This window comes from Vibrio stylophorae, assembly GCF_921293875.1.
GTDB classification, from domain to species: domain Bacteria; phylum Pseudomonadota; class Gammaproteobacteria; order Enterobacterales; family Vibrionaceae; genus Vibrio_A; species Vibrio_A stylophorae.
Genome location: NZ_CAKLDI010000001.1, coordinates 1,708,861 through 1,730,343 on the forward strand (window position 1 = coordinate 1,708,861; position 21,483 = coordinate 1,730,343).

A 21,483-nucleotide genomic window follows, 5' to 3' on the forward strand; every position below is an offset into this window, starting at 1 on the left:
GCGATTAGGATTGTCCTTTATGTTGTTTTCCGCCCAAGTATCGAAAGTCTTCCCACTTCTGCTCTGTGCAAGTATCGCCACCTTCACCAGCGTGACCACCCAAGCTGCAAGCATGCAGTTTTTTGTCACCGAAGATAACGATGGCGCCGTCGGTCAAGATCGCGACTATACCAATGGCACGATTTTAGGCATTAACTTGCCGCTCCCTGCACTACGTGGTAGCCGAGGTGACACCTTCACCCTGCGCGGCGGCCAGTTGATGTGGGTTCCCTCTGATATCGAACTCGCCAAGCCACAAGCCAATGAGCGCCCCTACGCAGGTTTGCTCTTTGCTGAAGCGGGCGTTCAACTATACAGCCCATTTAATGTCGCCAAGTTTGATCTTATGGTCGGCACCGTGGGGCCAAAAGCAGGCGCGGAAGACACGCAAAAATTTATTCATGATTTGATTGGCTCGCCTGAGCCCATGGGTTGGGATTATCAAATTGATAACCGCTCCGTATATCAAATCAGCGGTCAATATGAACAGCTCGTGATGCGCCAGCGCGGCATGCTGAATATGGATACCGACTTAAGCGTGCAAGTGCGCGGCTCCTTAGGCACCTTCCGTGAAGAGGCCGCTATTGGCACTTACTGGCGTTGGGGCCAAGATTTAGGCAGCAACTTTGGCGCCATTAGTATGAAACAGGGCCGCTTTTTCGATCACGCAGCCATGCTCAACAGCCCACGCGGATTTTTCCTCTTTGCTGGCCTTGAAGGCTTATACCGCACCCGCGATATCACCATTGAAGGCGCAAAACCTGATGAAAACGCCGATATCAGCATTGAGCCTTGGCAAGCAGGCGGTATTTTAGGCGGCGCCTGGTATGGCCCAAACTGGGGTCTGACCATGTCTTTTGCTATTCAAACTGCAGAGTTTGAGCAAGATAAAAATGGCCATCACCCTCTCGGCACCTTTAGCGGTTTTTATCGTTTTTAATCTTTGCACTCAATTTCAGTGACCTGACAGCGATCATTGTGCTGTTTTCGCCATTGTTATTTTTTACAAAGGCCGTACAATCGCCCAGTTTAGAAGTGACTGCCGCAGCTATGCGGCGCAGTTGTAGAAAGGAAAACAGAATGATTCAAGTTGTTGGTCATAAAAACCCTGACAGTGATAGCATTTGCTCTGCACTTGTTGCGACCGAGCTTTTGAAAGCCCGTGGTCTAGAAGCCAAAGCCGTCAGCCAAGGCGAAATTAACCGTGAAACTCAGTTCATTCTTGAGCGCGCTGGCGTTCAAGCACCTGAGCGTTGCCAAGGTGTAGCTGGCCAGCAAATTTGGCTAGTGGACTACTCTGATCTTGCGCAAGGTCCTGATGATATTGCTGATGCAGAGATTCTAGGTATTGTCGATCACCACCGCCTAGGTGACGTGACCACGACCAACCCGCTTGAAGCATGGATTTGGCCAGTCGGCTGTACTTGTACCGTTCTGTTCAACCTATTCAAGATGGAAAATGCCACCATCACCAAACCACTTGCAACCCTTATGATGTCTGCAATTTTAAGCGACACCGTGGGCTTTGCTTCTCCAACTTGCACTCAAAAAGATAAAGATGCTGTTGCTGAGCTAGTGAAAATTGCTGAAGTGGCTGATCTCGATGCATTTATCAAAGATCTATTGATTGCGAAAACTGACATCGCAGGTTTGACGCCAGCACAGCTAGTGGAAAAAGACCTAAAAGCTTACCCATTCAATGACCGCCAAGTTGTTGTTGGCCAAATTGAGCTTGCCACACTTGAACAAGTGGCAGAGCACATGGAAGCACTTGAAGCCGATCTTGAGCGCCGCTGCGCAGAAGAAGATTTGGCTTTTGCAGCATTGATGTTGACCGATATCACCACCAGCACCACTCGCCTACTTTATAAAGGTGAATGGGCAAGCAAAATTGACGCACACGCGGACAATGGCTTGATGATGATGGAAAACACCCTCAGCCGTAAAAAACAAGGCTGGCCTTGGCTACAGCAAGTGCTTGCGTAAGTCATACCATCTGATAAAAAACGCCAGCATACGCTGGCGTTTTTTTATGGATAAATCATCCATAGGTAATGGCTCGACCATGGATGTCACTGAGAATATATCCGCACTATTGCATCCGTATAGGGCACATAGCATGGCATATAATTAATAGACGTCTAGATGTTTACACAGCCACAATAAATCTGATACCTTGAATCCACATCATTGACTCAAAAGGATATTGAGCAAGATTCATGTTGGAACTTAAACACCTACGGACACTCGCTACACTGCGCGATACCGGCTCATTGACCGCTACAGCGACGCAATTGCACCTCACCCAATCAGCGCTGTCGCACCAGCTAAAAGATCTCGAATCACGGATTGGCTCACCGCTTTTTTTGCGAAAAACGCGTCCCGTGCGTTTTACCCCAGAAGGCCGCATTTTACTCAATTTGGCGGATGATATTTTGCCGCGCATCCATCGTGCCGAGCACCATTTAGCGCACACCAAAGAAGACAGCCACGGCCGCTTGCATATGGCCATTGACTGTCATTCCTGCTTTCAATGGTTGATGCCCGCAATTAAAGCCTATCAACAACACTGGCCCCATGTGGGACTCGATTTTAGCGCGGGCTTTGGCTTTGATCCCCTGCCCGCGCTAATTGCTGGCGAACTCGATTTGGTGGTCACCTCAGATGTCAGCCCCCGTGGCGAGGTCTTTTATGAGCCGCTGTTTGATTTTGAAATGGTATTGGTGCTCTCCCCCACCCATCCGCTGTGTGAGAAAACAAAAATTGCGCCAGAGGATCTGCTAACCGAGTGCCTACTCAGCTACCCAGTCCCGCGTCAGCGCCTCGATCTATACAAACATTTCCTGAGCCCTGCCAATGTCGAACCAGAGCAATGGAAGCAAGCGGATAATACCTTAATGATGGTTCAGATGGTTGCTGCAGGCTTGGGCGTCACTGCGCTGCCCAGCTGGGCGGTCACCCCCTTTGTTGAGCAAGGCCTTGTGTGCATGCGCCCGCTAGGCGATGGCCTCTGGCGCCGCCTTTTTGCCGCCGTGCGCGACAACGAGCGCCAACGAAAATTCGTCCAAGCCTTTTTCAGCACCGCCAAACAGCAATGCCAGCACCATTTAACGGGGATTAAGTCCGTTTAAATACCAAAGTAATCCAATACAACAGCGCAGTTTAGGCTGCGCGCTTTTTTCGGCTGCTATTCCCTCATATCAGACAATCTCACAAACACTCAGCAATAACGGCAAATATTTCAATTAAAAATGCGTGAATAATGATTATATGTATAAAGATCTAACCATGGTTTCGCGCTAAATTGAGGAAATATAGACAGCATAAATTGAACTCGCTGTCTAATACACTGTTAGTTTTTCGGAGGAACAAGTGTACAAATATTTATATGGCAAGTGGGAGCATCTACAAGGATTAGTCGAGGGAAGTGATCACATAAGGCTATGCGATATAAGGCATTATGCTCGCCTAGAAAACGAAAATATGCAAGATGACGAGGAGGTTAAACACTTTGAGTTTACACCCGAGTCAATAAAAATTTCTTTTGCTGGAATAGAAGTAAACCCCGATGACCTTGTTGGTAACGTAAAGTTTTCAATGCCAGTGCGGAACTGCTTATGTATTTGCTTCAGCAATAAGAAAAATGACCCCGAGTTATTCGAGAAGTTTGATGCTGACGTATGTATAGAGTTCAATGTTGCATATCTAATCGACTTCTTGAAATTTGTGTTTGAAACGAGGTTTGGTGGCAAAGTTGTGGCTAAAGATGTCGAGTATTATGACAAAAATGCAGGCTTAGATTATCTGCCTTCAGAAGCTGCTGTTTTTACCAAGCAAATTAAATTTAAACATGAAAGTGAATATCGTATAGCAGCATTTTTGCCGTATGACGCGGAAACTATTATTAACATACCAGATAAAGACGCATTTAGAGCATTTAAACGTTGCAGTTGTCCTGAGCAAGTAATCAAAGCTGGTGGTTGTAGTTGTTACTTTGCGTTTTTACATAATGGCCTAACTGATGGTTTTAAAAGCTATGTCGGCGAAATTAAAAAACTAACAAACAATTGAGTGTGATTCGAAACGCTCGGCACTTTTAATTTCAATCTGTTTAGTGATTACGGTTTAGTGTTTGAGTAAAGTGGCAGCGATCGCAGTACCACAATACTCAGATTATATGGACCGCGGTGAAACAGGCGTTGCTTTGAATCAACTTGAGCCGCTCAAACAATTAGTTGAAACGCAGCTTTTGAAAGGCGCCGCGCTCCCCCAAAGCCTCGATAAATATTCGCAACTATTTTCAAGGTTTGTGTTACTGCCTGATGGCGCCATCGTGGTGAAAATAGGCCGCTCAGGGCAAGTGTTGGTTCTAATACCAAAGGTCGAAAAAGATGGGGTGATTTGGCAATGCATAGGCGGCAGCAACAAAGCCGTGCCACCACCATGTCGATAAATGGCTCATAGCTCTGTGAAGTCAATGATTCAATAGTAAAAAACAGACAAACAAAAAGCACCCGAGGGTGCTTTTTTCATCTTTATCTTGTTTGCGATTTATCTGGTCTACTTCGCTTGCACGGGTTGACTTACACTAGTCCGATTTGAATTGATTATTGAGCGGATCGTAGCGGTAACCACACTCATCTAATTTCTGATGTAACTGCTCAAGATCCAAATCGTATCGCAAGGCCAGCTTATCTAGACTTTCACACTCCAGCCTAAGCTTTTCATTGACGATACCCAGCATAATGTGACCATCGAGACTCATCAGTCGGTTGATATCCATTGGCGCCCCTTTGTTACATTGCTTCCTGTGTCCCTATAAAAATAGTTCACCCTAGGCAGCATGCAATGCCATCAACACGATCAATACATGCTTAAGCGGTCACAGGCCCCCAGAAAACGCAGGCGTTGAGCAATACCATGGCTAGCAAAAGCACCACATGGCTGCTCAGAAGTAACCATTTTGGCATCTCTTTGAGTCGCCAAAAGCTCACAGACCAAGCCACAAGGCCAATCACCAGCATCACAAAACCGGTAATAAAGGTGGCCATGATCATTTGCTGTTGCGCTTGCGTCATGCTAAGCATGGCGTAAGCCACGGTTAAGCAAAGCGGCATGGCGCTGATGATCCCTGCTACAGGTAAAATACGGTAAAAGGCTTGTAGGCGACTTTTTGCTTGTAGCAGCATCACATGCATCAAACTTGAACCCATCACTGCGCAGGCAAGCACTGAGAAAACCAGCGCCGCTGGGCTAAATTGCCAAGCAAATTGCATCAGCCAAGCTGCGGCAGCGGCTGCGGTCAGAGCCAGTAGCCATAGGGGATCATGATTTTTCTTCCAGCCTTTATGACGCCACAACAGGTAAATGCCCATGGGGATCAACGCCAACAGTAGCCAAGGGTCAAGCAGCGCGGTCAAGGCATAGCCACCGAGCAAAATCACCATCTCTTTTAATAAACGACGACGCTGACCCGGACAAATTTGCCCACGGCTTAGCACCACACCTGACAACACTGTTGCACCAATAAGTGCAAACAGAACAACAACCAGCAGCATGACCACACACTCAGTTTCAAATAAGGGACGCGATCTTAACCTGCTGACTCATTTGGCTCAACCAAAGGCCGCCATACATTCGCCTAAAATGCGCGAAGATAGCCTCATGAAGTGCACAAATTGACGATGATAAAAATGAAAGATATTGCACCGCGTGCAAAACAGCGTTAGCCTTGCCAGCCTTTTTCATTGGCAGTAAAGATCATCTATGGATGCACAAAACGAGATCATGACGGGCGATAGCCTGATTGAAATCATCGAAAACCAAATTGAAGATGGCGAACCCCTCAAAGTTAAAGAGACGCTCATGCGCCTCATGATGACGGGTCACAGCCGTGCAGAAGCCGTTGAGCTCATGGCTTGCGCACTTTCTGTCGAGGTTTACGATGTGGCAAAAAATGATGCGCCTTTCGACCACGACCGCTATAAGCGCAATTTAGACCTACTCCCTGATATGCCATGGGCTGAAGACGAGTAAGGAATTGTGATTGGCACCGATGCTGCCAACAAAAAACGCCGCAATGCGGCGTTTTTTTATATCTGTCATTCTATTTGTCGCGATATCTAGCGAGATAAAGCATCAAATCAACACCCATCAAAATGACAGATGCTTTACGTCTTTAGCTTGACGTTTTTAGCTTTGGTTTTTAAGACTTAGGCCTCGCGCGTCACTTCTCCAACGCGATTTAGATATTGCGCCGCGCCTTGAGACCAATAGTGGCTATAGGCTTTTTGCGGATAACAAACCACAGTTAACAGGCAACCTTCTGCAAAATGCTGCGCTTGGCGCAGCCTATAAAGTAGCTGCACACATTGGTGAAAGGTGCTGGCCTGTTGCTGTTGAAAGGCTTGCTGCGCCTCGTCTGTTTCACCTTGAGCTTCAGGCCAGACAATCGCATCACTTATCAGCCATTCGCTTTGCAAGGGCCAACTTTGGGGATCATCGATATCAGCATTTTGCGCGTCAAGCTCCCATTGTAAGGTGCGAGCGGAAAAAGCGATGCGCTGGGATGCCCAATCAATTTGCAGCGCAAACCCCGTGAGCATGGGAGATTGTTGTGACCATGCTTGATAATGCGCAAGCACGGCCGTTGAATGAATAGATAACAAAAGACAGCCTTGAATGAATATTCAAATAATATGCAACTGTTAGATTTAACAGTTAGCTTTTCAAACAGCGCTCAACATGGCGATACCCGCTTGGATTAGGCAATCAAAAAAGCCACACCACAGATACAAAGGGCATATAGGCCATTGGCTGAGATAAGAAACTCGTCATCTTGATGACAAGCTGGGCAACAAAAAGTGAGTGAATTAATTTTCAGTGGTTTCATTATGATTATCCTGATTTTTTATTCGTTTAAAGTTTAAGTAAGCGTTCTGTCAAAAACAAAAAATTTCGCGTCATGAAATAGATTCGTTGGATCCGCCTCGCTTTTTTTTAATCAGGTTTTGTGCCAATTCAACATCCATCCCACTAGTTGACCGCGAAAATCAGCGCGCAATCACAGTAAATGCGCTTCATTTTAAGCCACCGAATACCATGTTGCGTGACAAAAAATAGCTTTCGCGTGTTTTGTCAAAAATATGTCAAGGGTGGTTGCCTTTCCCACCGCTTATCGTCTCATTTTTTGAACGCCGGAATTTGGAGCACCATTTCAAAGCGTGTATGATGCGCCGCTGATCACAGAAGAATAAGCAATTTGAGCATCCCTATGTCGCTTTCACATCCATTTAATCCAGACCAAAACGCCATTCCACTGGCGGAATACCCCAAATATTGGGCGGAATGCTTTGGTACGGCGCCCTTTCTACCCACCACTCGCAAAGAGATGGAAGCGCTAGGTTGGGACAGCTGTGATGTGATTATCGTGACCGGCGATGCCTATGTCGATCACCCAAGTTTTGGTATGGCGATTATTGGCCGTCTATTAGAGAGCCAAGGCTATCGTGTGGGGATCATTGCGCAGCCTGAATGGCAAAATAAAGACGCCTTTATGGCGCTTGGCAAACCCAATCTCTTTTGGGGCGTGACCGCCGGCAACATGGACTCGATGATCAACCGCTATACCGCGGATCGTAAACTGCGCCATGATGATGCCTACACCCCAAATAATGAGGGCGGCAAACGTCCCGATCGCGCCGTGCTTGTTTATTCTCAGCGCTGCCGCGAAGCCTATAAAGATGTACCCATTGTGCTTGGCGGCATCGAAGCGAGTCTGCGCCGACTTGCTCACTATGATTACTGGTCAGACAAAGTCCGTCGCTCAGTGCTGATGGATGCTAAAGCGGATATTTTGCTCTATGGCAACGCCGAGCGTGCCTTGATTGAAGTGGCGCATCGCCTTGCCAATCATGAACCAATCGAAACCATTACCAATGTGCGCGGCACTGCGGTGATGCAAAAAAACATTCCCGAAGGCTTTACGGAAGTGGACTCATCGCGCATTGAAAAACCAGGCCGCGCCATGACCATGCCCAACCCTTATGCCGTCGAAGAAAACTGTCAAAAGCAGGATACCGAAGCCAAGCCAATTATTGTGCGCCCAAGCAAGCGTGATGCAGCAACCTCTGTGGTGCGTTTACCAAGCTATGAAAAGCTGGCTGGCGATCGCATTTTGTATGCCCATGCCAGCCGCGTCATGCACCTTGAAACCAACCCCTATTCTGCCCGCGCGCTGGTGCAGCGCCATGGTGATCGCGAGCTTTGGATCAATCCACCGCCAATTCCACTAAGCACGGAAGAGATGGACCAAGTTTTTGCGTTGCCTTTTGCGCGTCGTCCGCATCCAAGTTATGGCAAAGCAAAAATTCCAGCCTACGACATGATTAAAACCTCGGTGAATATCATGCGCGGCTGTTTTGGTGGTTGCTCATTTTGCTCGATTACCGAGCATGAAGGTCGCATCATTCAAAACCGCTCCAAAGAGTCCATTCTCAATGAGCTCAAAGAGATTCGCGACAAAGTCCCCGGCTTTACCGGCACCATCTCCGACTTAGGTGGGCCAACCGCCAACATGTATCGTTTGGGCTGCTCTGATGCCAAAGCGGAAGCTAACTGCCGCCGTCCATCCTGCGTGTTCCCTGAGATCTGTAAAAAGCTCAATACCGATCATAAACACACCATTGACCTATATCGTGAAGCGCGCGCTGTTGAAGGGATCAAAAAGGTGATGATCGCCTCTGGTGTGCGCTACGACTTGGCGACTGAGTCCCCTGAATATGTCAAAGAGTTGGTGACACATCACGTCGGCGGCTACCTTAAAATCGCCCCTGAGCACACTGAAAAAGGCCCACTGGATTTGATGATGAAACCCGGTATGGGCACCTATGACAAATTCAAAGCGATGTTTGAGAAATACAGCGCTGAAGCAGGTAAAAAGCAGTATTTGATCCCCTACTTTATCTCGGCGCACCCAGGCACCACCAATGAGGATATGCTCAACTTGGCGCTGTGGCTCAAAGCTAATGATTTTGAGTGCGATCAGGTGCAAAACTTCTATCCATCGCCCATGTGTAATGCCACCGCGATGTACCACTCAGAAACATCACCTCTGAAACGTGTGAGCTATAAACAGCGCGATGCACTGCCAGTCGCCAAAGGCGAGCGCCAACGCCGCTTGCACAAAGCGCTGCTGCGTTATCACGATCCTGCCAACTGGCCGCTCATTCGCCAAGCGTTGGTTGAGATGGGTAAAAAACACCTGATTGGTGAGCGCCCTGAGTGCTTGGTGCCCTCTGAGCGCGGTGAGCAGCGCAAAGCCACCTTTGCTGAAAAACGTCGCTCTGGTCGCCATGGCAGCAACCGTTTTGCCACCAAACACACAGGTCCAATTCCTGTGGGGAATACTAAAGGTCCGCGTAAAGAAAGCGCGCAAAATTCACAGCGCGGCTCGCAATCCGCCTCAGGCCAACCGGGCAAAGGGAAAAACCAAGGTAGCGCCTTTAAAGCCAAAGGACCGCAGGTGCAAGGCAAAGGACAAGCTGCAAATAGCGCAGGACAGCGTCCAAACACGGCGAAGTCCAGCGGTAAGGTAGGCGGAAAGCCAACCACCAATAACAAGGGTGCGAATAAGGGCGGCAATCGAAACGGTCAAGCTAACCCAAATGGCAAGCCTAAGCATCGCTAAGCGCCATTCATATCGCATACATAAAAAAACACCGCAGCTGCGGTGTTTTTTGTTATGGCATCAATCGCCTTAAGATTTTGTACCACAAGCCACTGTCTCTGGTGAAACGACCGTGGGTAGATACTGTACTAAGACCATCCCCACGATTGCGCATATCAGTGGTAGCATCGGCACCATCCAATAAAATACAGCGAACCATTGGGCTGCGCGGCCATAGCGATAACGCATAGGGCGATAGGTTTTCATCCCCTTGGGTGGAAACTGCCCTTCTTTCAGGCTTCGCCAACCTACGCCGCCCATCAGCAAAAATAAAATCAGCGCAATCGCTAAAGGCAGCCAAACCAGCATGGTCCACCACAGCTGCACTAATCGCTCAGGGTGCTCGCCGAGCTCACAGGGTAATCGCTCAATATAAGGCAACAGATAATAACTTTTAAAATAAAATCCAATCGCCAAAAGTGCCACGGCAATCAATAAGTGACGCACTTTTTCACGCCAGTGATATTGCGGGGAAAACTCAGCAGACGTTTTCATCATGGGTCACTTTCTCTTTCAGCTTTTGCACGACTTCATCGCCTATTTGCTCTTTAGGCAAAATATAGCCGCCATCCACATAAAGCGGTAAAGCCAATCCCAAGCATCACGCTCAATGAAAATTGCATCCTCACCGCATGTACTTCCACCGCGAGTACTTTGACGGATCATTATGCGTGGCGCAGTGATAGGCTTGATGATAAAAAGAGCACAACATCTCAGCCTGTGAGATGTTCTAATCTTCCTTGTAACAATTTGAAATTTTATTAAAAATTCAAACCCACATTGACCACCAGCTCATCATTATGGGTACGGTAGAGCGTGCTTAGAGTCAAACGTTGAATCGACAGGGCATAGCTGACGGTCGCGCCCATCTCAACATCATCGTCATCTTCCAGCCAGAAATAGCCGTTATCGCCTAGAATTCGGTTGCTGTCATACCAATTGCGATAGGTTTGCGAAAAGATGAAATCCGCGCCAGCACCAAAGGTAGAGCGAACTTGCGGGCTATGGGCGACGGTGTAGTTTGCGCCTAAATATAAATTGCCCAGCTCTTCAGTGATTTGCTCTCCGACTTGGCTGACATCGGGTAAAAATACATAAATATCTTCCCCTTCATCTCCCATTTTTTGATCATCCAACTGCACACCAAAACCGAGAAACCAGCCAAGGCCGACCTGATTGCTGCCCATTTCAAAGTTCAAACTATCGTCCGAGCCATAACCCAAAGAGATATAGGTATTGGCCTGCGCCCATGGAGAAAGACATAGCAGGAGCATCAACAATCTTAATTTCATCACAACATTCCTTTGTTAGATTAGGGCTTTATCGATTGGTAAATAAACAGTGAATCAAGAATTTATCATCATAATGCTAGATAATATTGGCGCTGAGCCGGGGTCAGCCGCTCAATCGCATAGCGAAGCGAGGTGCGAGGCATCTGTTTTGTATGCGCATCAAGAAACTGCGTCAATACCGCTTCATCGCGCTTACCCACTTCTCGAAGCATCCAACCACAGGCTTTGTGCATCAGATCTTCTTGATCTTGAAAAAGCAGCTGACAAAGCGATAGCGTGAGCTCAAAGCGATTTTGACGAATCCAATGCCAACTGGCCACCATAGCAATTCGTCGTTGCCACAACTGCGGCGATTGCGCCCATGCGACTAAAAGCGAGGTGTCACCGGCATGGTAGCTGTCAAGATAAGCGCCCAAAATATAATGGGCGGAGCAGTCCACTAAATCCCAATTATTGACGCGATGCCAATGGTCGATATAAGCCTTGGCGAGCGCTTGCTGGCCTTGCGCATCTAACCGCGGGTAATGATGCACCCAATAGAGTAGCGCGAAGTGACGAAACTCATGGTAAGGCGATTGCAACCATTGCAATGAGGCGGATAAATCAAAGGAAACCTGCTTTGCCAAGCGGCGCAATTCAGGCACGCGAATGCCTAAAAATTGATCCCCTTCGCCATATTCGCCCGGCCCCGTTTTAAAAAAGCGCGTTGCCTTTTGCGCCAACGCTGGGTCAGCCAATGCCATTAAATGATCAGCAACGGCATGTACTTGCATCATCGATTCCCCTCTTGCATCTATCACAGTTCAAAGCGCGAATTCAAAAAGCACTACAATCAATGAAGTTAAGATAAATTGCATGGTAATACATGCATTTTCATTCAAAAAAAATTAACTTAGGCTTAACCGCTTCTATTTTCAAGGATGGCACCATGCAAGCACCTCGCCTTCTGCTTTATTTTGCACACCCATCGCAACGTCAGTCCGAAATCAATCGTCCCATGTTTGCGCTAGCAAAACAGCGTGATGACCTCACCTGCGTTGATCTTTATGCGGAATATCCAACATTTGATATTGATATAGCGCGTGAGCAGCAACGACTTCGTGACCATGACATCATCATTTTTCAATTCCCGCTCTATTGGTACTCAGCACCTGCCATTTTGAAAGAGTGGCAAGATCTCGTTTTAGAGTATGGCTTTGCCTATGGCCATCAAGGCACTGCGTTACATGGCAAATCCATGTTATGTGCGATCACCGCAGGCGGCAAAGAAGCTGCCTATCAAACCGATGGCTACAATCACTATCCCATTCGCGAGCTGCTGCGCCCCTTTGAGCAAACCGCCAACTTAATTGGCATGAATTTCTTGCCGCCCTTTGTCCTCTTTGCATCGCGCAGCGCCGTGGAAAATGGCAGTAGTAAAACACACCTTGCGCAGTGGCAGGCACTATTGTCGCAGCTCAGTCGTGGCGATTTAGACTTACCACAAAACGCACAGGGATTAATTCAACTGCCCAATACTGAGCACATCTAAGGAGCTGGCATGACAAGCTATTTTATTCAGGCTTTTATCTATCTGCTGGCAGCAGTGATTGCCGTACCGCTAGCCAAACGCTTTGGTTTAGGCTCAGTATTGGGATATCTCATTGCGGGCGTGGTGATTGGCCCAGTGATCGGCCTTGTTGGCAGCGAAACCAATACCATTCAGCACTTTGCTGAATTTGGCGTGGTGATGATGCTATTTTTGGTGGGTCTTGAGCTCGATCCTAAAACCCTATGGCGAATGCGCCATCGCTTGCTTGGTTTAGGTGGTTTACAGGTTTTTCTCACCACCTTGCTCGTCACTTTGATTGCACTGCAATTTGGCCAAAACTGGCGTGTGGCTTTGACCATAGGGTTTATTTTCGCCCTCTCCTCCACCGCAATTGTGCTGCAAACGCTCAATGAAAAGCATCTTAACCGCACAGAGGGCGGGCGCAGCGCTTTTTCCGTCTTGCTGTTTCAAGATATTGCGGTCATTCCGATGCTCGCCATTATTCCATTTTTGGCGCTGCCAGAATTGGTTGAGCAAAGTCAGCAACTGGCGCAACAAGCCAGCGATGCCCATAGCAGTTTAAGTTTGGTGGCTAACCTGCCCGGTTGGGCGCATGGTTTGGTAGTTATGCTGGCGATCAGTGCAGTGGTCGTCGGTGGTCATTTTCTCAGTCGCCCGCTACTCACCTTTGTTGCTAACTCGGGTCTACGTGAAATATTTACCGCCACCGCTTTAATGCTAGTGATCGGCATTGCGGCGCTGATGAGTGTGGTGGGCTTATCACCCGCACTGGGTACTTTCTTAGCAGGCGTGGTACTGGCGAACAGTGAGTTTCGCCATGAGCTTGAGTCCAACATTGATCCGTTCAAGGGTATATTGCTCGGCCTTTTCTTTATCACCGTTGGTGCGGGCATTCATTTTGGCCTGCTATTTTCACAATTTTTCACCATCATTGGCCTCACTCTTGGCTTAATGCTGCTCAAAATCATTATTTTGCTGCCCATTGGCCTACTCTTTCGCCTGCGCGGTGTTGCGCTTTGGCTTTTTGCACTCAGCCTTGGGCAAGCGGGTGAATTTGGCTTTGTATTACTCAGCTTTAGTGCGCAAAGCCAAGTGCTCAGCAGCGATATGAGCCAAACCCTTTCCATGGTGGTTGCGCTATCCATGTTCCTCACGCCGGGTCTGTTTATTGCCTTTGATAAGCTGATCGCACCGCGCTTTCAAGCTAAAGAGAACGAACGCGAGGCTGATGATATCGATGAACAGGGCACGGTGATCATCGCCGGTGTGGGGCGTGTTGGGCAAATCATTAACCGCCTTTTAGTGGCGAATGGCGTGCAAACTGTGGTCCTTGACCATGAAGCCACACAAGTCGATAACCTTCGTAAAATCAACACTAAAAGCTATTTTGGTGATGCTACCCGTCCAGATTTATTGCACACCGCAGGCATTGACCAAGCAAAATTGCTCATTGTTGCCATGGATGATCAAGAGCGCAGCGTTGAGCTGGTACGCTACGTCAAACACAGCCATCCCAACCTCGCGGTTTGGGCGCGCGCCTTTGACCGGGGTCATGCTTATATGCTGCGCAGCGTTGGTGCCGATCATATCGAAAGTGAAACCTTTCACTCTGCGCTTGAACTTGGTACCACAGCACTTTGTCAGCTCGGATTTCATCCTTTTCAAGTGGAAAAACAGAAACAGCGCTTTAAAACCGTCGAAAAACAAAGTTCAGATGCGCTTTATGAGGCGTGGCTCGACGACAGCGAAGGCGAACGATTTGATAATAACTATCGCAAGCTCTTTATCGAGTTAGAAGAAACCATTCGAGCTGCTATTTCACAACAGGCGGACAATCACAGCCGAAGTGTCCATGGCTGGACGCCGCCACCGAAACATTATGAAGAAGAATTAGCCGATTCGGCACCAATCGAGGAGTCCCGATGAAATCCTTAGTCGATGCATTGGCCAACGTTAAAATTATTCCCGTGATCGCCATAGAGCAGGCAAAAGATATTATTCCCATTGGCCGTGCGCTTGCTCACAATGGCCTGCCTGCTGCGGAAATCACCTTTCGCTCAGCCGCGGCGGCCGAAGCGATCGCCCGCCTTCGCGACGATCAACCCGATATGTTAATTGGCGCTGGCACGGTATTAAATATTGAGCAAGCCAAACAAGCACAAGCTGCGGGCGCACAATTTGTGGTGGCCCCGGGACTCAATCCCAATACAGTGAAAGCTTGTCAGGATGCACAGATTGCCATGATTCCAGGCGTCAATAACCCATCGACCATTGAGCAGGCCCTAGAGCTTGGTTTAACTACCCTCAAATTTTTCCCGGCAGAAGCATCGGGTGGCATTGCGATGATCAAAGCGCTACTTGCGCCCTATCAGCAAATTCAACTGATGCCCACGGGCGGTATTAATGCTCAAAACGTGCAAGATTATTTGGCCATTGATCGCATCTATGCTTGCGGCGGCACGTGGATGGTTACCCCCCAGCTCATTGCGCAAAAACAGTGGCATGAGATGGGACAATTGGCGCGTCAGGCAAGCCAAATCGCAAACAACGCATTTAGCCTAAATCTGGTTTAGTGAAGCTTATTTCAATTCAGCTTTATCTAGCCCAATAAAGCTAAATCAAATCTGCAAACCCACAATTTAGAGTCGGTGATACCGGCTCTAAAATTGCACCTCATAGCCAACCACAATGGCTAAATACAGTAAAAAACTACCACCGAGAATCAACCAGAGCCGGCGACGACCTCGCTGGCTTTTCACATTTTTCGCCAAGAAAAATGCAATGGTAAATAGAATCAGAATTGCTGCAATTCGCGTCATAATCGACCGCCTACGCTGAAATAGATGTCATTCCAAACAGTATCACTCATCTAAGCATACCTGCTCTGCGCAACAAGACACAGCGGAAGGCACAAATGAGTCGCCATTCATTTATCCAAACATGTCATGGCAAAAAATGCACAAAACCCTTTTCTGTTTCCTATACTTTTTCTCACAGTTATATCAACCCATCATCTCTTTGTGATTTGACACAGGACTGACATTCACCCACCCCAATTGCATATGCTTTAATCAGCTTGCTCAAGGAAAGACGAATTATGCACCCAGTCTTAGACTACAAACCGCAACAATCTAAAGTCCCCGTACTCTCCTGCGGTCACTCATCCTTTGCGTGGCGCCCGCTGCTCGACTCACTTGCAGCCTACTATGGCAGCCAGCAAGCCATTACCGTACTTACTGAACAGCTAGATATCGCAGCGCCCCTTCAGCGATTACTCGCCGAACATGGCTATGATGTGCTGCCTATTCATAAAGCAGCTGATACCAGCATGATGTGCCAGCTGATCACCATGGCAGAGTCTCACATTATTATGGTTAGCCGCGCCAGTTATGACCGCCTCAACTTACTGTTGCGTCAATATCATCAACCTCTATGCATTGTGTTGATGGATGAAAGCTGGACGCCTGATTGGTGCTGGCGCTTTGGCAGTCATCAGTTTTACTGTCTGCAAGATATTTAATCCTTTCGAAAACATAAAAGCGCCGCAATTGCGGCGCTTTTTATTGCTCTTATCCACGATAAGATAACCTGACCGTAATCAGATCACTCGTCGGCACTCAGTCATCCTCCAAGGGTTTAAGCTTGGTGGAGCCACCATGGAAACGCTCGCGGCGACGCTGAATGACAGCAAAGAAGCCAGGAATCAAGCAGGTACCGGCAATCAATACGCAAAGCAAGCCCCCAAGTAAGGCGATCCCCAAGGAGTTTTGACTCGCCGCACCTGCGCCGCTAGCCAAAATCAACGGCACCATCCCCAAAATAAAAGACCATGATGTCATGTTCACCGCGCGAAAACGCAAGGTTCCCCCCATCACAGCTGATTTATCAATGGGATGCTCTGCTTGCTCGCGCTCATTTTTCGCAAATTCAACGATCAAAATGGCATTTTTTGATGCCAGCGCAATCAGCAAGACCAAACCTATTTGACCATATAGGTTGAGTGGCGAGGAAGTGACCCACAGAGCTAAATAAGCCCCCAGCGTTGCCACTGGCACCACCAAAATAATCGCCAGCGGAATCGACCAGCTTTCATATTGCGCCACCATAAACAGATAAATGAAAATGATCGCCAACATAAAGGCATAGATCGCCATGCTACCGGCTTGAATCTCTTGGTAAGCCATCCCTGTCCATTCATATTGGTAACCCTGCGGCATCACCTCTTGCGCCACGCGCTGCATCGCGGCGATGGCATCACCGCTGGCATAGCCCGGCGCAGCCACCCCTTGAATCACAGCGGCGCGATACATGTTGTAACGCCATGCGACATCAGGTTCAAAGACAGGTTTCACTTCAATGAGCGTACTTAGTGGTACCATAGCCCCCGTTGATGAGCGGACATAAAATCGACCTAAATCACCCACCTCACCGCGAAATGGCGCATCAGCTTGCATGGTCACACGATAGCTTTTGCCATAGAGGCTAAAGTCATTGACATACATGCCCCCCAAATTCGCTTGCAACGTTTGGAATACTTCTGACAGTGGAATCCCCAGCTGTTTCACTTTTTGCCGATTAATATCGATATAGTAGTGCGGCACATTGGCGCGAAAGGTACTAAAAGCGTAGGCAATTTCAGGCTGGCGGCTCGCCTCAGCAATCAGGCTATTCATCACCTGCGCAAGCTCAGAGCGAGAGCGCCCCATGGTGTCTTCGAGCACAAATTCAAAACCAGCCGCTGTCCCCATACCCGGTACCGATGGTGGCCCAAGCGCAAATACACTGGCCTCTGGCAACGCCTGTGCGGCGCGTCCATTAATCCGTGCAATAATCGCATCAGCCGATTGGTCGCCATCCATGGCATTGCGCTCTTGCCATGTTTTGAGCTTGATAAATAAAGTCGCACCATTGGCAGCCGCAGAGCCTGAAATCACCGCATAGCCATTGGCTAAGGTGATACCTTCAATGGCGGGCTCTTGCTCCACAATGGTCAGTAACTTCTCGGTCACCGCTTCAGTGCGTGACAAGGAAGCCGAATCTGGCAACTGGACATTGACCAGTAAGATCCCTTTATCTTCCTGCGGCACAAATTCACTGGGGGTATTTTTTGCAAGCTGACCCAGCGTGGCAATGGCGATGACGAAAACCAAAGCCAGCACAATGCTTTTACGCACCAAGAAACCCGCAATCTTGCCATAGCGCTCAGTCAAACGATTTAAGCCACGGTTAAAGGCAGCAAACCAACCCGATTGGTTATCATCACCTGATTTCAGCACTAAAGAGCACAGCGCTGGAGATAACGTCAGTGCATTGATGGAGGAGAGCACCACAGAGATACAAATCGTCAGCGCAAACTGCCGATACATGATACCCGTGATCCCCGGCAGTAAGCTCACCGGAATAAATACCGCCAGCAGCACCAAAGTTGAAGTCACGATGGGACCGGTCACCGCTTCCATCGCCTTGAGCGTAGCTTGCCTTGGCGTTAAGGTGGGATCGTTTTGCAAATTGGTATCGACATTTTCAATCACCAAAATGGCATCATCCACCACAATACCAATTGCCAAAATCAAACCAAACAAGGTCACCGTATTAATGGTAAACCCGGTGCTGAGCATAATGGCAAAAGTCCCCACCAAAGACACAGGGATAGCAACCACAGGAATAAGCGTTGCGCGCACACTTCCTAAAAAGAGGTAGGTTACGGCGATCACCAACAAAATCGATTGAATCAGCGTAGAGACCACGCCTTTAATCGATTCTGAGACAAACAAGGTGGTGTCATAGCTGGTTTCATACAACAGCCCTTCAGGCATATTCGGCTGAAGGCGCTCCAACAGAGCCATCACAGCCGCGCCACTTTCCAGTGCATTGGCATCTGATTGCAAGGTGAGCGCCACAATGGCCGCATCTTTTCCACGAAAATAACCGCCGCCATCGTAGGAGCGCTTGCCAAGCTCAACATTGGCAACATCTTTTAAGTAAACACTGGAGCCATCATCACGCGCGCGTAGCACAATATTTTCAAACTCTTCCGCTGTGCTTAAACGCCCCTTAGTCACCAAGCTCACTTCCACTTCCGTGGCATCAAAAAAAGGCGCGGCGCCAATTTTACCAGCGGCCACCTGCACGTTTTGCTCGGCCAGCGCGTTTTTTATATCCCCCGTAGTAACGCCAAGATTGGCCATTTTTTCAGGGTTCATCCAAACCCGCATGGCGTACTCACCGGAGCCAATGACATTGACATTGGCGATCCCCTTGGTTCGCGCGAGCTGATCTTTGATGTTGAGATTGAGGTAATTGACGAGAAATTGGTCATCGTAGCGACCATCATCAGAATAGAAGTTCAGTACCATCAAAATATCAGGTGACTGTTTACTGACGGTGATCCCGGTCTGCCGAACCTCTTGCGGCAATTTGGACTCCACTTGAGACACTCGGTTTTGCACATTAACCTGCGCCATATCGGCATCAGTACCGATATCAAAGGTCACCGTGAGACTATACATCCCGTTATTGGCACTTTTTGAGGACATGTAAATCATGTTCTCCACGCCATTTACTGACTGCTCAATGGGCTCTGCAACAGCCTCTTCCACCGTTTCAGCACTCGCACCATTGTAATAGGCGGTCACATTCACCGATGGCGGGCTAATTTGCGGATATTCGGTGATCGGTAATACAAAGAGAGCGATGGTTCCTGAGAGCAACATAATCAGCGCAATCACCAAGGCAAATTTGGGGCGCTGAATAAAAAAACGACTCATCATGCGCTTGGCTCCTTATTCGATTCCACACGCACGGGTTTGGCATTGCGCACCTTTTGCAAACCAGTGACAATCACCACATCATTGGCTTGAAGGCCATCGGTGATAATCACATCACCACCAACTTGAGCGCCCAAATTCACATTGCGCCGCTCAGCGATATTATTGGCGCCAAGCACCATCACAAAATCTGACTCTAAATCGCTTTGTACGGCGCGGCGCGGCACCACTAGCTCTGCTTTTGGCTGCGCCTCTTTAAGCTCAATCTGCACAAATTGGCCTGGCAACAGTAGCTCTTGAGGATTGGGGAAAGAGGCACGAATCACGATGGTACCGGTTTGCTGATCAATGCGGTTACCCACGTAATCAAGTGCGCCTGCATGGTCATATTGGCTTTTATTCGACAGCACCAAATGCACTTCCACCTTACCTTGGCTTCCCTGTGCACTGCCATCCAGCTGATCAAGGCCAAGATTTAAGCGCTCTTTTTCACTGAGGTTAAAACTGGCATACATGGGATCAAGGGCAACCAGCGATGCCAATGCACCACTATTTGGTGAGACAAGATCGCCCAGTGCAACTTTACTGTCACTAATGCGCCCTGCAAAAGGCGCGCGAATTTCGGTATATCCCAATTCGGCTTCAGCTGCAGAAAGCTGCGCCTGCGCGGCTGAGAGTTGGGCTTTGGCGGTCAGACGAGCGGCCTTTAAGCCATCGAAAGTATTTTGACTAATGCTGCCTCGAGGCAAGAGTTTTTTACCGCGCTGGTATTCGCGCTCAGCATTTTCTAGCTGCGCTTTGGCTTTTTCGATATCCGCTTTGGCAGTCGCAACTTTAGCAAGATAGGGAGCGGGGTCGATCTGAAAGAGTAAATCGCCTGGTGCGACTTTTTCACCTTCAACAAAATCGATTTTCGTAATATAGCCCGATACCAATGCCATCAGCGCAATATCATCCTTGGCTTCCGTACGCCCGACATACACTTTTCGGTGTTGATAATCGATAGTTTTCACGGGGGTGACCGTGACCAAAGGTGCCGGTATTTCCGGCGCCATCTGTGACTCACCGCATCCAGATAGTAATAAACCCATCACAAGAATGATTAGTTTGCTTTGCATTAACCAGTTCCTTCATCTAATACAACACTGGCTTAACAATAGCGTGAAAAATAATCAATGACGACCCATCTTGGTGATTTATCGCGCTTTATTTCTAAATGTCAGAAAATGAAACAGCCTTGATGAAAGCCATAGCAAAGCAAAGATAAAGATCAGATTAAATTTCAAAAAAGCCTTAAAAGTCATAATCCTATTGAAAAAGATGCTGAATGCGTTAGAGTGTTACAAATTCGCACTTGAACTTTTGCTGGGAATCCCCATCATAAAGACAGTGACGCAAATCGGCTGAAAGGAGCCCATCATGCAAGATCAAATCGTTTCATCACGTGAGCAGAGTTTGCTGAGCACGCACAAAGTGCTTCGCAATACCTATTCACTTCTTTCAATGACACTATTTACCAGTGCAATCGCAGCATTTGTTACCATGCAAATGAACATGGCACCGATGATGGGCCTTATCATGTCATTGGCAGCACTTGTGATTGTATGGTTTGTGCTACCTCGTACCTATAACAGCCCAAGTGGCATTGTCTGGACCTTCGTATTTACCACCCTACTGGGTGCATCGGCAGGCCCAACACTCAACTACTATGTTGGCCTATCTGGTACTGGCGCAATTATTTTGCAGGCCTTTGCAATGACAGGTGCTATCTTCCTTGCGCTATCGGGTTACGTGCTTACCACTAAGAAGAACTTCTCATTTATGGGTGGTTTCTTGTTTGCTGGTTTGATTACCGTACTGCTTGCATCAATCATCGGCATTTTCTTTGGTGGTCAAACCTTCCAATTGGCTATTAGCTCTGCCATTGTATTGCTATTTTCTGGTTACATCTTGTATGACACCAGCAGCATTATTCATGGTGAAGAAACCAACTATGTGCGCGCAACTGTGGGCATGTACCTCAACCTATTCAACATCTTTATGAGCCTAGTTCGTATTCTAGGTATCATGGGTAGCGATGATTAATCACCAGTCGCTTAAAAAAGC

At 48.1% G+C, this 21,483-nt stretch carries 21 protein-coding genes; 12 read left to right on the plus strand and 9 right to left on the minus strand.

What is annotated here, in order from left to right:
• Positions 1 to 19: 19 nt before the first annotated feature.
• From L9P36_RS07880 to L9P36_RS07900, 5 genes are all read left to right on the plus strand, one after another.
• Positions 20 to 979 (plus strand): lipid A deacylase LpxR family protein, encoded by a 960-nt coding sequence (locus L9P36_RS07880; protein ID WP_237466154.1) that lies wholly within the window; start codon positions 20 to 22, stop codon positions 977 to 979.
• Positions 980 to 1,119: 140 nt separating this feature from the next.
• Positions 1,120 to 2,025 carry a manganese-dependent inorganic pyrophosphatase gene (locus L9P36_RS07885; RefSeq protein WP_237466155.1) on the plus strand — a complete coding sequence of 302 codons (906 nt, stop codon included), beginning with the start codon at positions 1,120 to 1,122 and terminating at the stop codon, positions 2,023 to 2,025.
• Positions 2,026 to 2,258: 233 nt separating this feature from the next.
• Positions 2,259 to 3,170, plus strand: a complete 912-nt coding sequence (locus L9P36_RS07890; protein WP_237466156.1) for a LysR substrate-binding domain-containing protein — start codon at positions 2,259 to 2,261, stop codon at positions 3,168 to 3,170.
• A gap of 241 nt (positions 3,171 to 3,411) precedes the next feature.
• The gene (locus tag L9P36_RS07895) at positions 3,412 to 4,110 is read left to right on the plus strand and encodes a hypothetical protein (RefSeq protein WP_237466157.1); all 699 of its coding nucleotides are present in this window, start codon (positions 3,412 to 3,414) and stop codon (positions 4,108 to 4,110) included.
• 61 nt (positions 4,111 to 4,171) lie between these two features.
• Positions 4,172 to 4,492: a pilin gene (locus L9P36_RS07900; protein WP_237466158.1), complete on the plus strand. Its 321-nt coding sequence runs from the start codon at positions 4,172 to 4,174 to the stop codon at positions 4,490 to 4,492.
• A gap of 135 nt (positions 4,493 to 4,627) precedes the next feature.
• Here L9P36_RS07900 and L9P36_RS07905 read toward each other — a convergent pair whose 3' ends face one another.
• Both L9P36_RS07905 and L9P36_RS07910 read right to left on the minus strand, forming a co-directional pair.
• On the minus strand, positions 4,628 to 4,822 hold the full coding sequence (locus L9P36_RS07905) for a DUF4250 domain-containing protein (RefSeq protein WP_237466159.1): 195 nt from the start codon (positions 4,820 to 4,822) through the stop codon (positions 4,628 to 4,630).
• Positions 4,823 to 4,913: 91 nt separating this feature from the next.
• The gene (locus L9P36_RS07910; RefSeq protein ID WP_237466160.1) at positions 4,914 to 5,597 is read right to left on the minus strand and encodes an HI_1241 family integral membrane domain; all 684 of its coding nucleotides are present in this window, start codon (positions 5,595 to 5,597) and stop codon (positions 4,914 to 4,916) included.
• A gap of 208 nt (positions 5,598 to 5,805) precedes the next feature.
• Between L9P36_RS07910 and L9P36_RS07915 the strand changes: the two genes are divergently transcribed.
• On the plus strand, positions 5,806 to 6,075 hold the full coding sequence (locus L9P36_RS07915) for a hypothetical protein (protein WP_237466161.1): 270 nt from the start codon (positions 5,806 to 5,808) through the stop codon (positions 6,073 to 6,075).
• 176 nt (positions 6,076 to 6,251) lie between these two features.
• Here L9P36_RS07915 and L9P36_RS07920 read toward each other — a convergent pair whose 3' ends face one another.
• Positions 6,252 to 6,707 (minus strand): hypothetical protein, encoded by a 456-nt coding sequence (locus L9P36_RS07920; RefSeq protein ID WP_237466162.1) that lies wholly within the window; start codon positions 6,705 to 6,707, stop codon positions 6,252 to 6,254.
• A 605-nt stretch (positions 6,708 to 7,312) separates the two neighbouring features.
• Between L9P36_RS07920 and L9P36_RS07925 the strand changes: the two genes are divergently transcribed.
• Positions 7,313 to 9,727 carry a YgiQ family radical SAM protein gene (locus tag L9P36_RS07925; protein ID WP_237466163.1) on the plus strand — a complete coding sequence of 805 codons (2,415 nt, stop codon included), beginning with the start codon at positions 7,313 to 7,315 and terminating at the stop codon, positions 9,725 to 9,727.
• 69 nt (positions 9,728 to 9,796) lie between these two features.
• On the opposite strand, the gene L9P36_RS07930 is transcribed toward L9P36_RS07925, so the two are convergent.
• The 3 genes from L9P36_RS07930 to L9P36_RS07940 all read right to left on the minus strand — a co-directional run bounded on the left by L9P36_RS07930 (position 9,797) and on the right by L9P36_RS07940 (position 11,834).
• The gene (locus tag L9P36_RS07930) at positions 9,797 to 10,264 is read right to left on the minus strand and encodes a hypothetical protein (protein WP_237466164.1); all 468 of its coding nucleotides are present in this window, start codon (positions 10,262 to 10,264) and stop codon (positions 9,797 to 9,799) included.
• A 263-nt stretch (positions 10,265 to 10,527) separates the two neighbouring features.
• Positions 10,528 to 11,058 (minus strand): hypothetical protein, encoded by a 531-nt coding sequence (locus L9P36_RS07935; RefSeq protein ID WP_237466165.1) that lies wholly within the window; start codon positions 11,056 to 11,058, stop codon positions 10,528 to 10,530.
• A 68-nt stretch (positions 11,059 to 11,126) separates the two neighbouring features.
• A complete protein-coding gene (locus L9P36_RS07940; protein WP_237466166.1) occupies positions 11,127 to 11,834 on the minus strand; it encodes a DNA alkylation repair protein in 708 nt (235 codons plus the stop codon).
• A 152-nt stretch (positions 11,835 to 11,986) separates the two neighbouring features.
• Between L9P36_RS07940 and L9P36_RS07945 the strand changes: the two genes are divergently transcribed.
• Genes L9P36_RS07945 through L9P36_RS07955 form a run of 3 tightly spaced genes read left to right on the plus strand, consistent with a single transcriptional unit; the run spans position 11,987 to position 15,183 of the window.
• Positions 11,987 to 12,589, plus strand: a complete 603-nt coding sequence (locus L9P36_RS07945; protein ID WP_237466167.1) for an NAD(P)H-dependent oxidoreductase — start codon at positions 11,987 to 11,989, stop codon at positions 12,587 to 12,589.
• Positions 12,590 to 12,598: 9 nt separating this feature from the next.
• The gene (locus L9P36_RS07950; protein WP_237466168.1) at positions 12,599 to 14,536 is read left to right on the plus strand and encodes a monovalent cation:proton antiporter-2 (CPA2) family protein; all 1,938 of its coding nucleotides are present in this window, start codon (positions 12,599 to 12,601) and stop codon (positions 14,534 to 14,536) included.
• Positions 14,533 to 15,183, plus strand: a complete 651-nt coding sequence (locus L9P36_RS07955) for a bifunctional 4-hydroxy-2-oxoglutarate aldolase/2-dehydro-3-deoxy-phosphogluconate aldolase (RefSeq protein WP_237466169.1) — start codon at positions 14,533 to 14,535, stop codon at positions 15,181 to 15,183. The genes L9P36_RS07950 and L9P36_RS07955 overlap by 4 nt, the downstream gene beginning before the upstream one ends.
• 87 nt (positions 15,184 to 15,270) lie before the next feature.
• Here the strand turns inward: L9P36_RS07955 and L9P36_RS07960 are convergent, their stop codons facing one another.
• Positions 15,271 to 15,429, minus strand: coding sequence for a hypothetical protein (locus tag L9P36_RS07960; protein WP_237466170.1), 159 nt, complete (start codon positions 15,427 to 15,429; stop codon positions 15,271 to 15,273).
• 278 nt (positions 15,430 to 15,707) lie between these two features.
• Here L9P36_RS07960 and L9P36_RS07965 point away from each other — a divergent pair, with 278 nt between their 5' ends.
• The gene (locus L9P36_RS07965) at positions 15,708 to 16,130 is read left to right on the plus strand and encodes a hypothetical protein (RefSeq protein WP_237466171.1); all 423 of its coding nucleotides are present in this window, start codon (positions 15,708 to 15,710) and stop codon (positions 16,128 to 16,130) included.
• 97 nt (positions 16,131 to 16,227) lie between these two features.
• Here L9P36_RS07965 and L9P36_RS07970 read toward each other — a convergent pair whose 3' ends face one another.
• Together L9P36_RS07970 and L9P36_RS07975 are read right to left on the minus strand one after the other, a co-directional pair.
• A complete protein-coding gene (locus L9P36_RS07970; protein ID WP_237466172.1) occupies positions 16,228 to 19,380 on the minus strand; it encodes an efflux RND transporter permease subunit in 3,153 nt (1,050 codons plus the stop codon).
• Positions 19,377 to 20,495, minus strand: a complete 1,119-nt coding sequence (locus L9P36_RS07975) for an efflux RND transporter periplasmic adaptor subunit (protein WP_237466173.1) — start codon at positions 20,493 to 20,495, stop codon at positions 19,377 to 19,379. The genes L9P36_RS07970 and L9P36_RS07975 overlap by 4 nt, the downstream gene beginning before the upstream one ends.
• A 301-nt stretch (positions 20,496 to 20,796) precedes the next feature.
• Here L9P36_RS07975 and L9P36_RS07980 point away from each other — a divergent pair, with 301 nt between their 5' ends.
• Positions 20,797 to 21,462 (plus strand): Bax inhibitor-1/YccA family protein, encoded by a 666-nt coding sequence (locus L9P36_RS07980; protein ID WP_237466174.1) that lies wholly within the window; start codon positions 20,797 to 20,799, stop codon positions 21,460 to 21,462.
• The last annotated feature ends 21 nt before the right edge of the window (positions 21,463 to 21,483 follow it).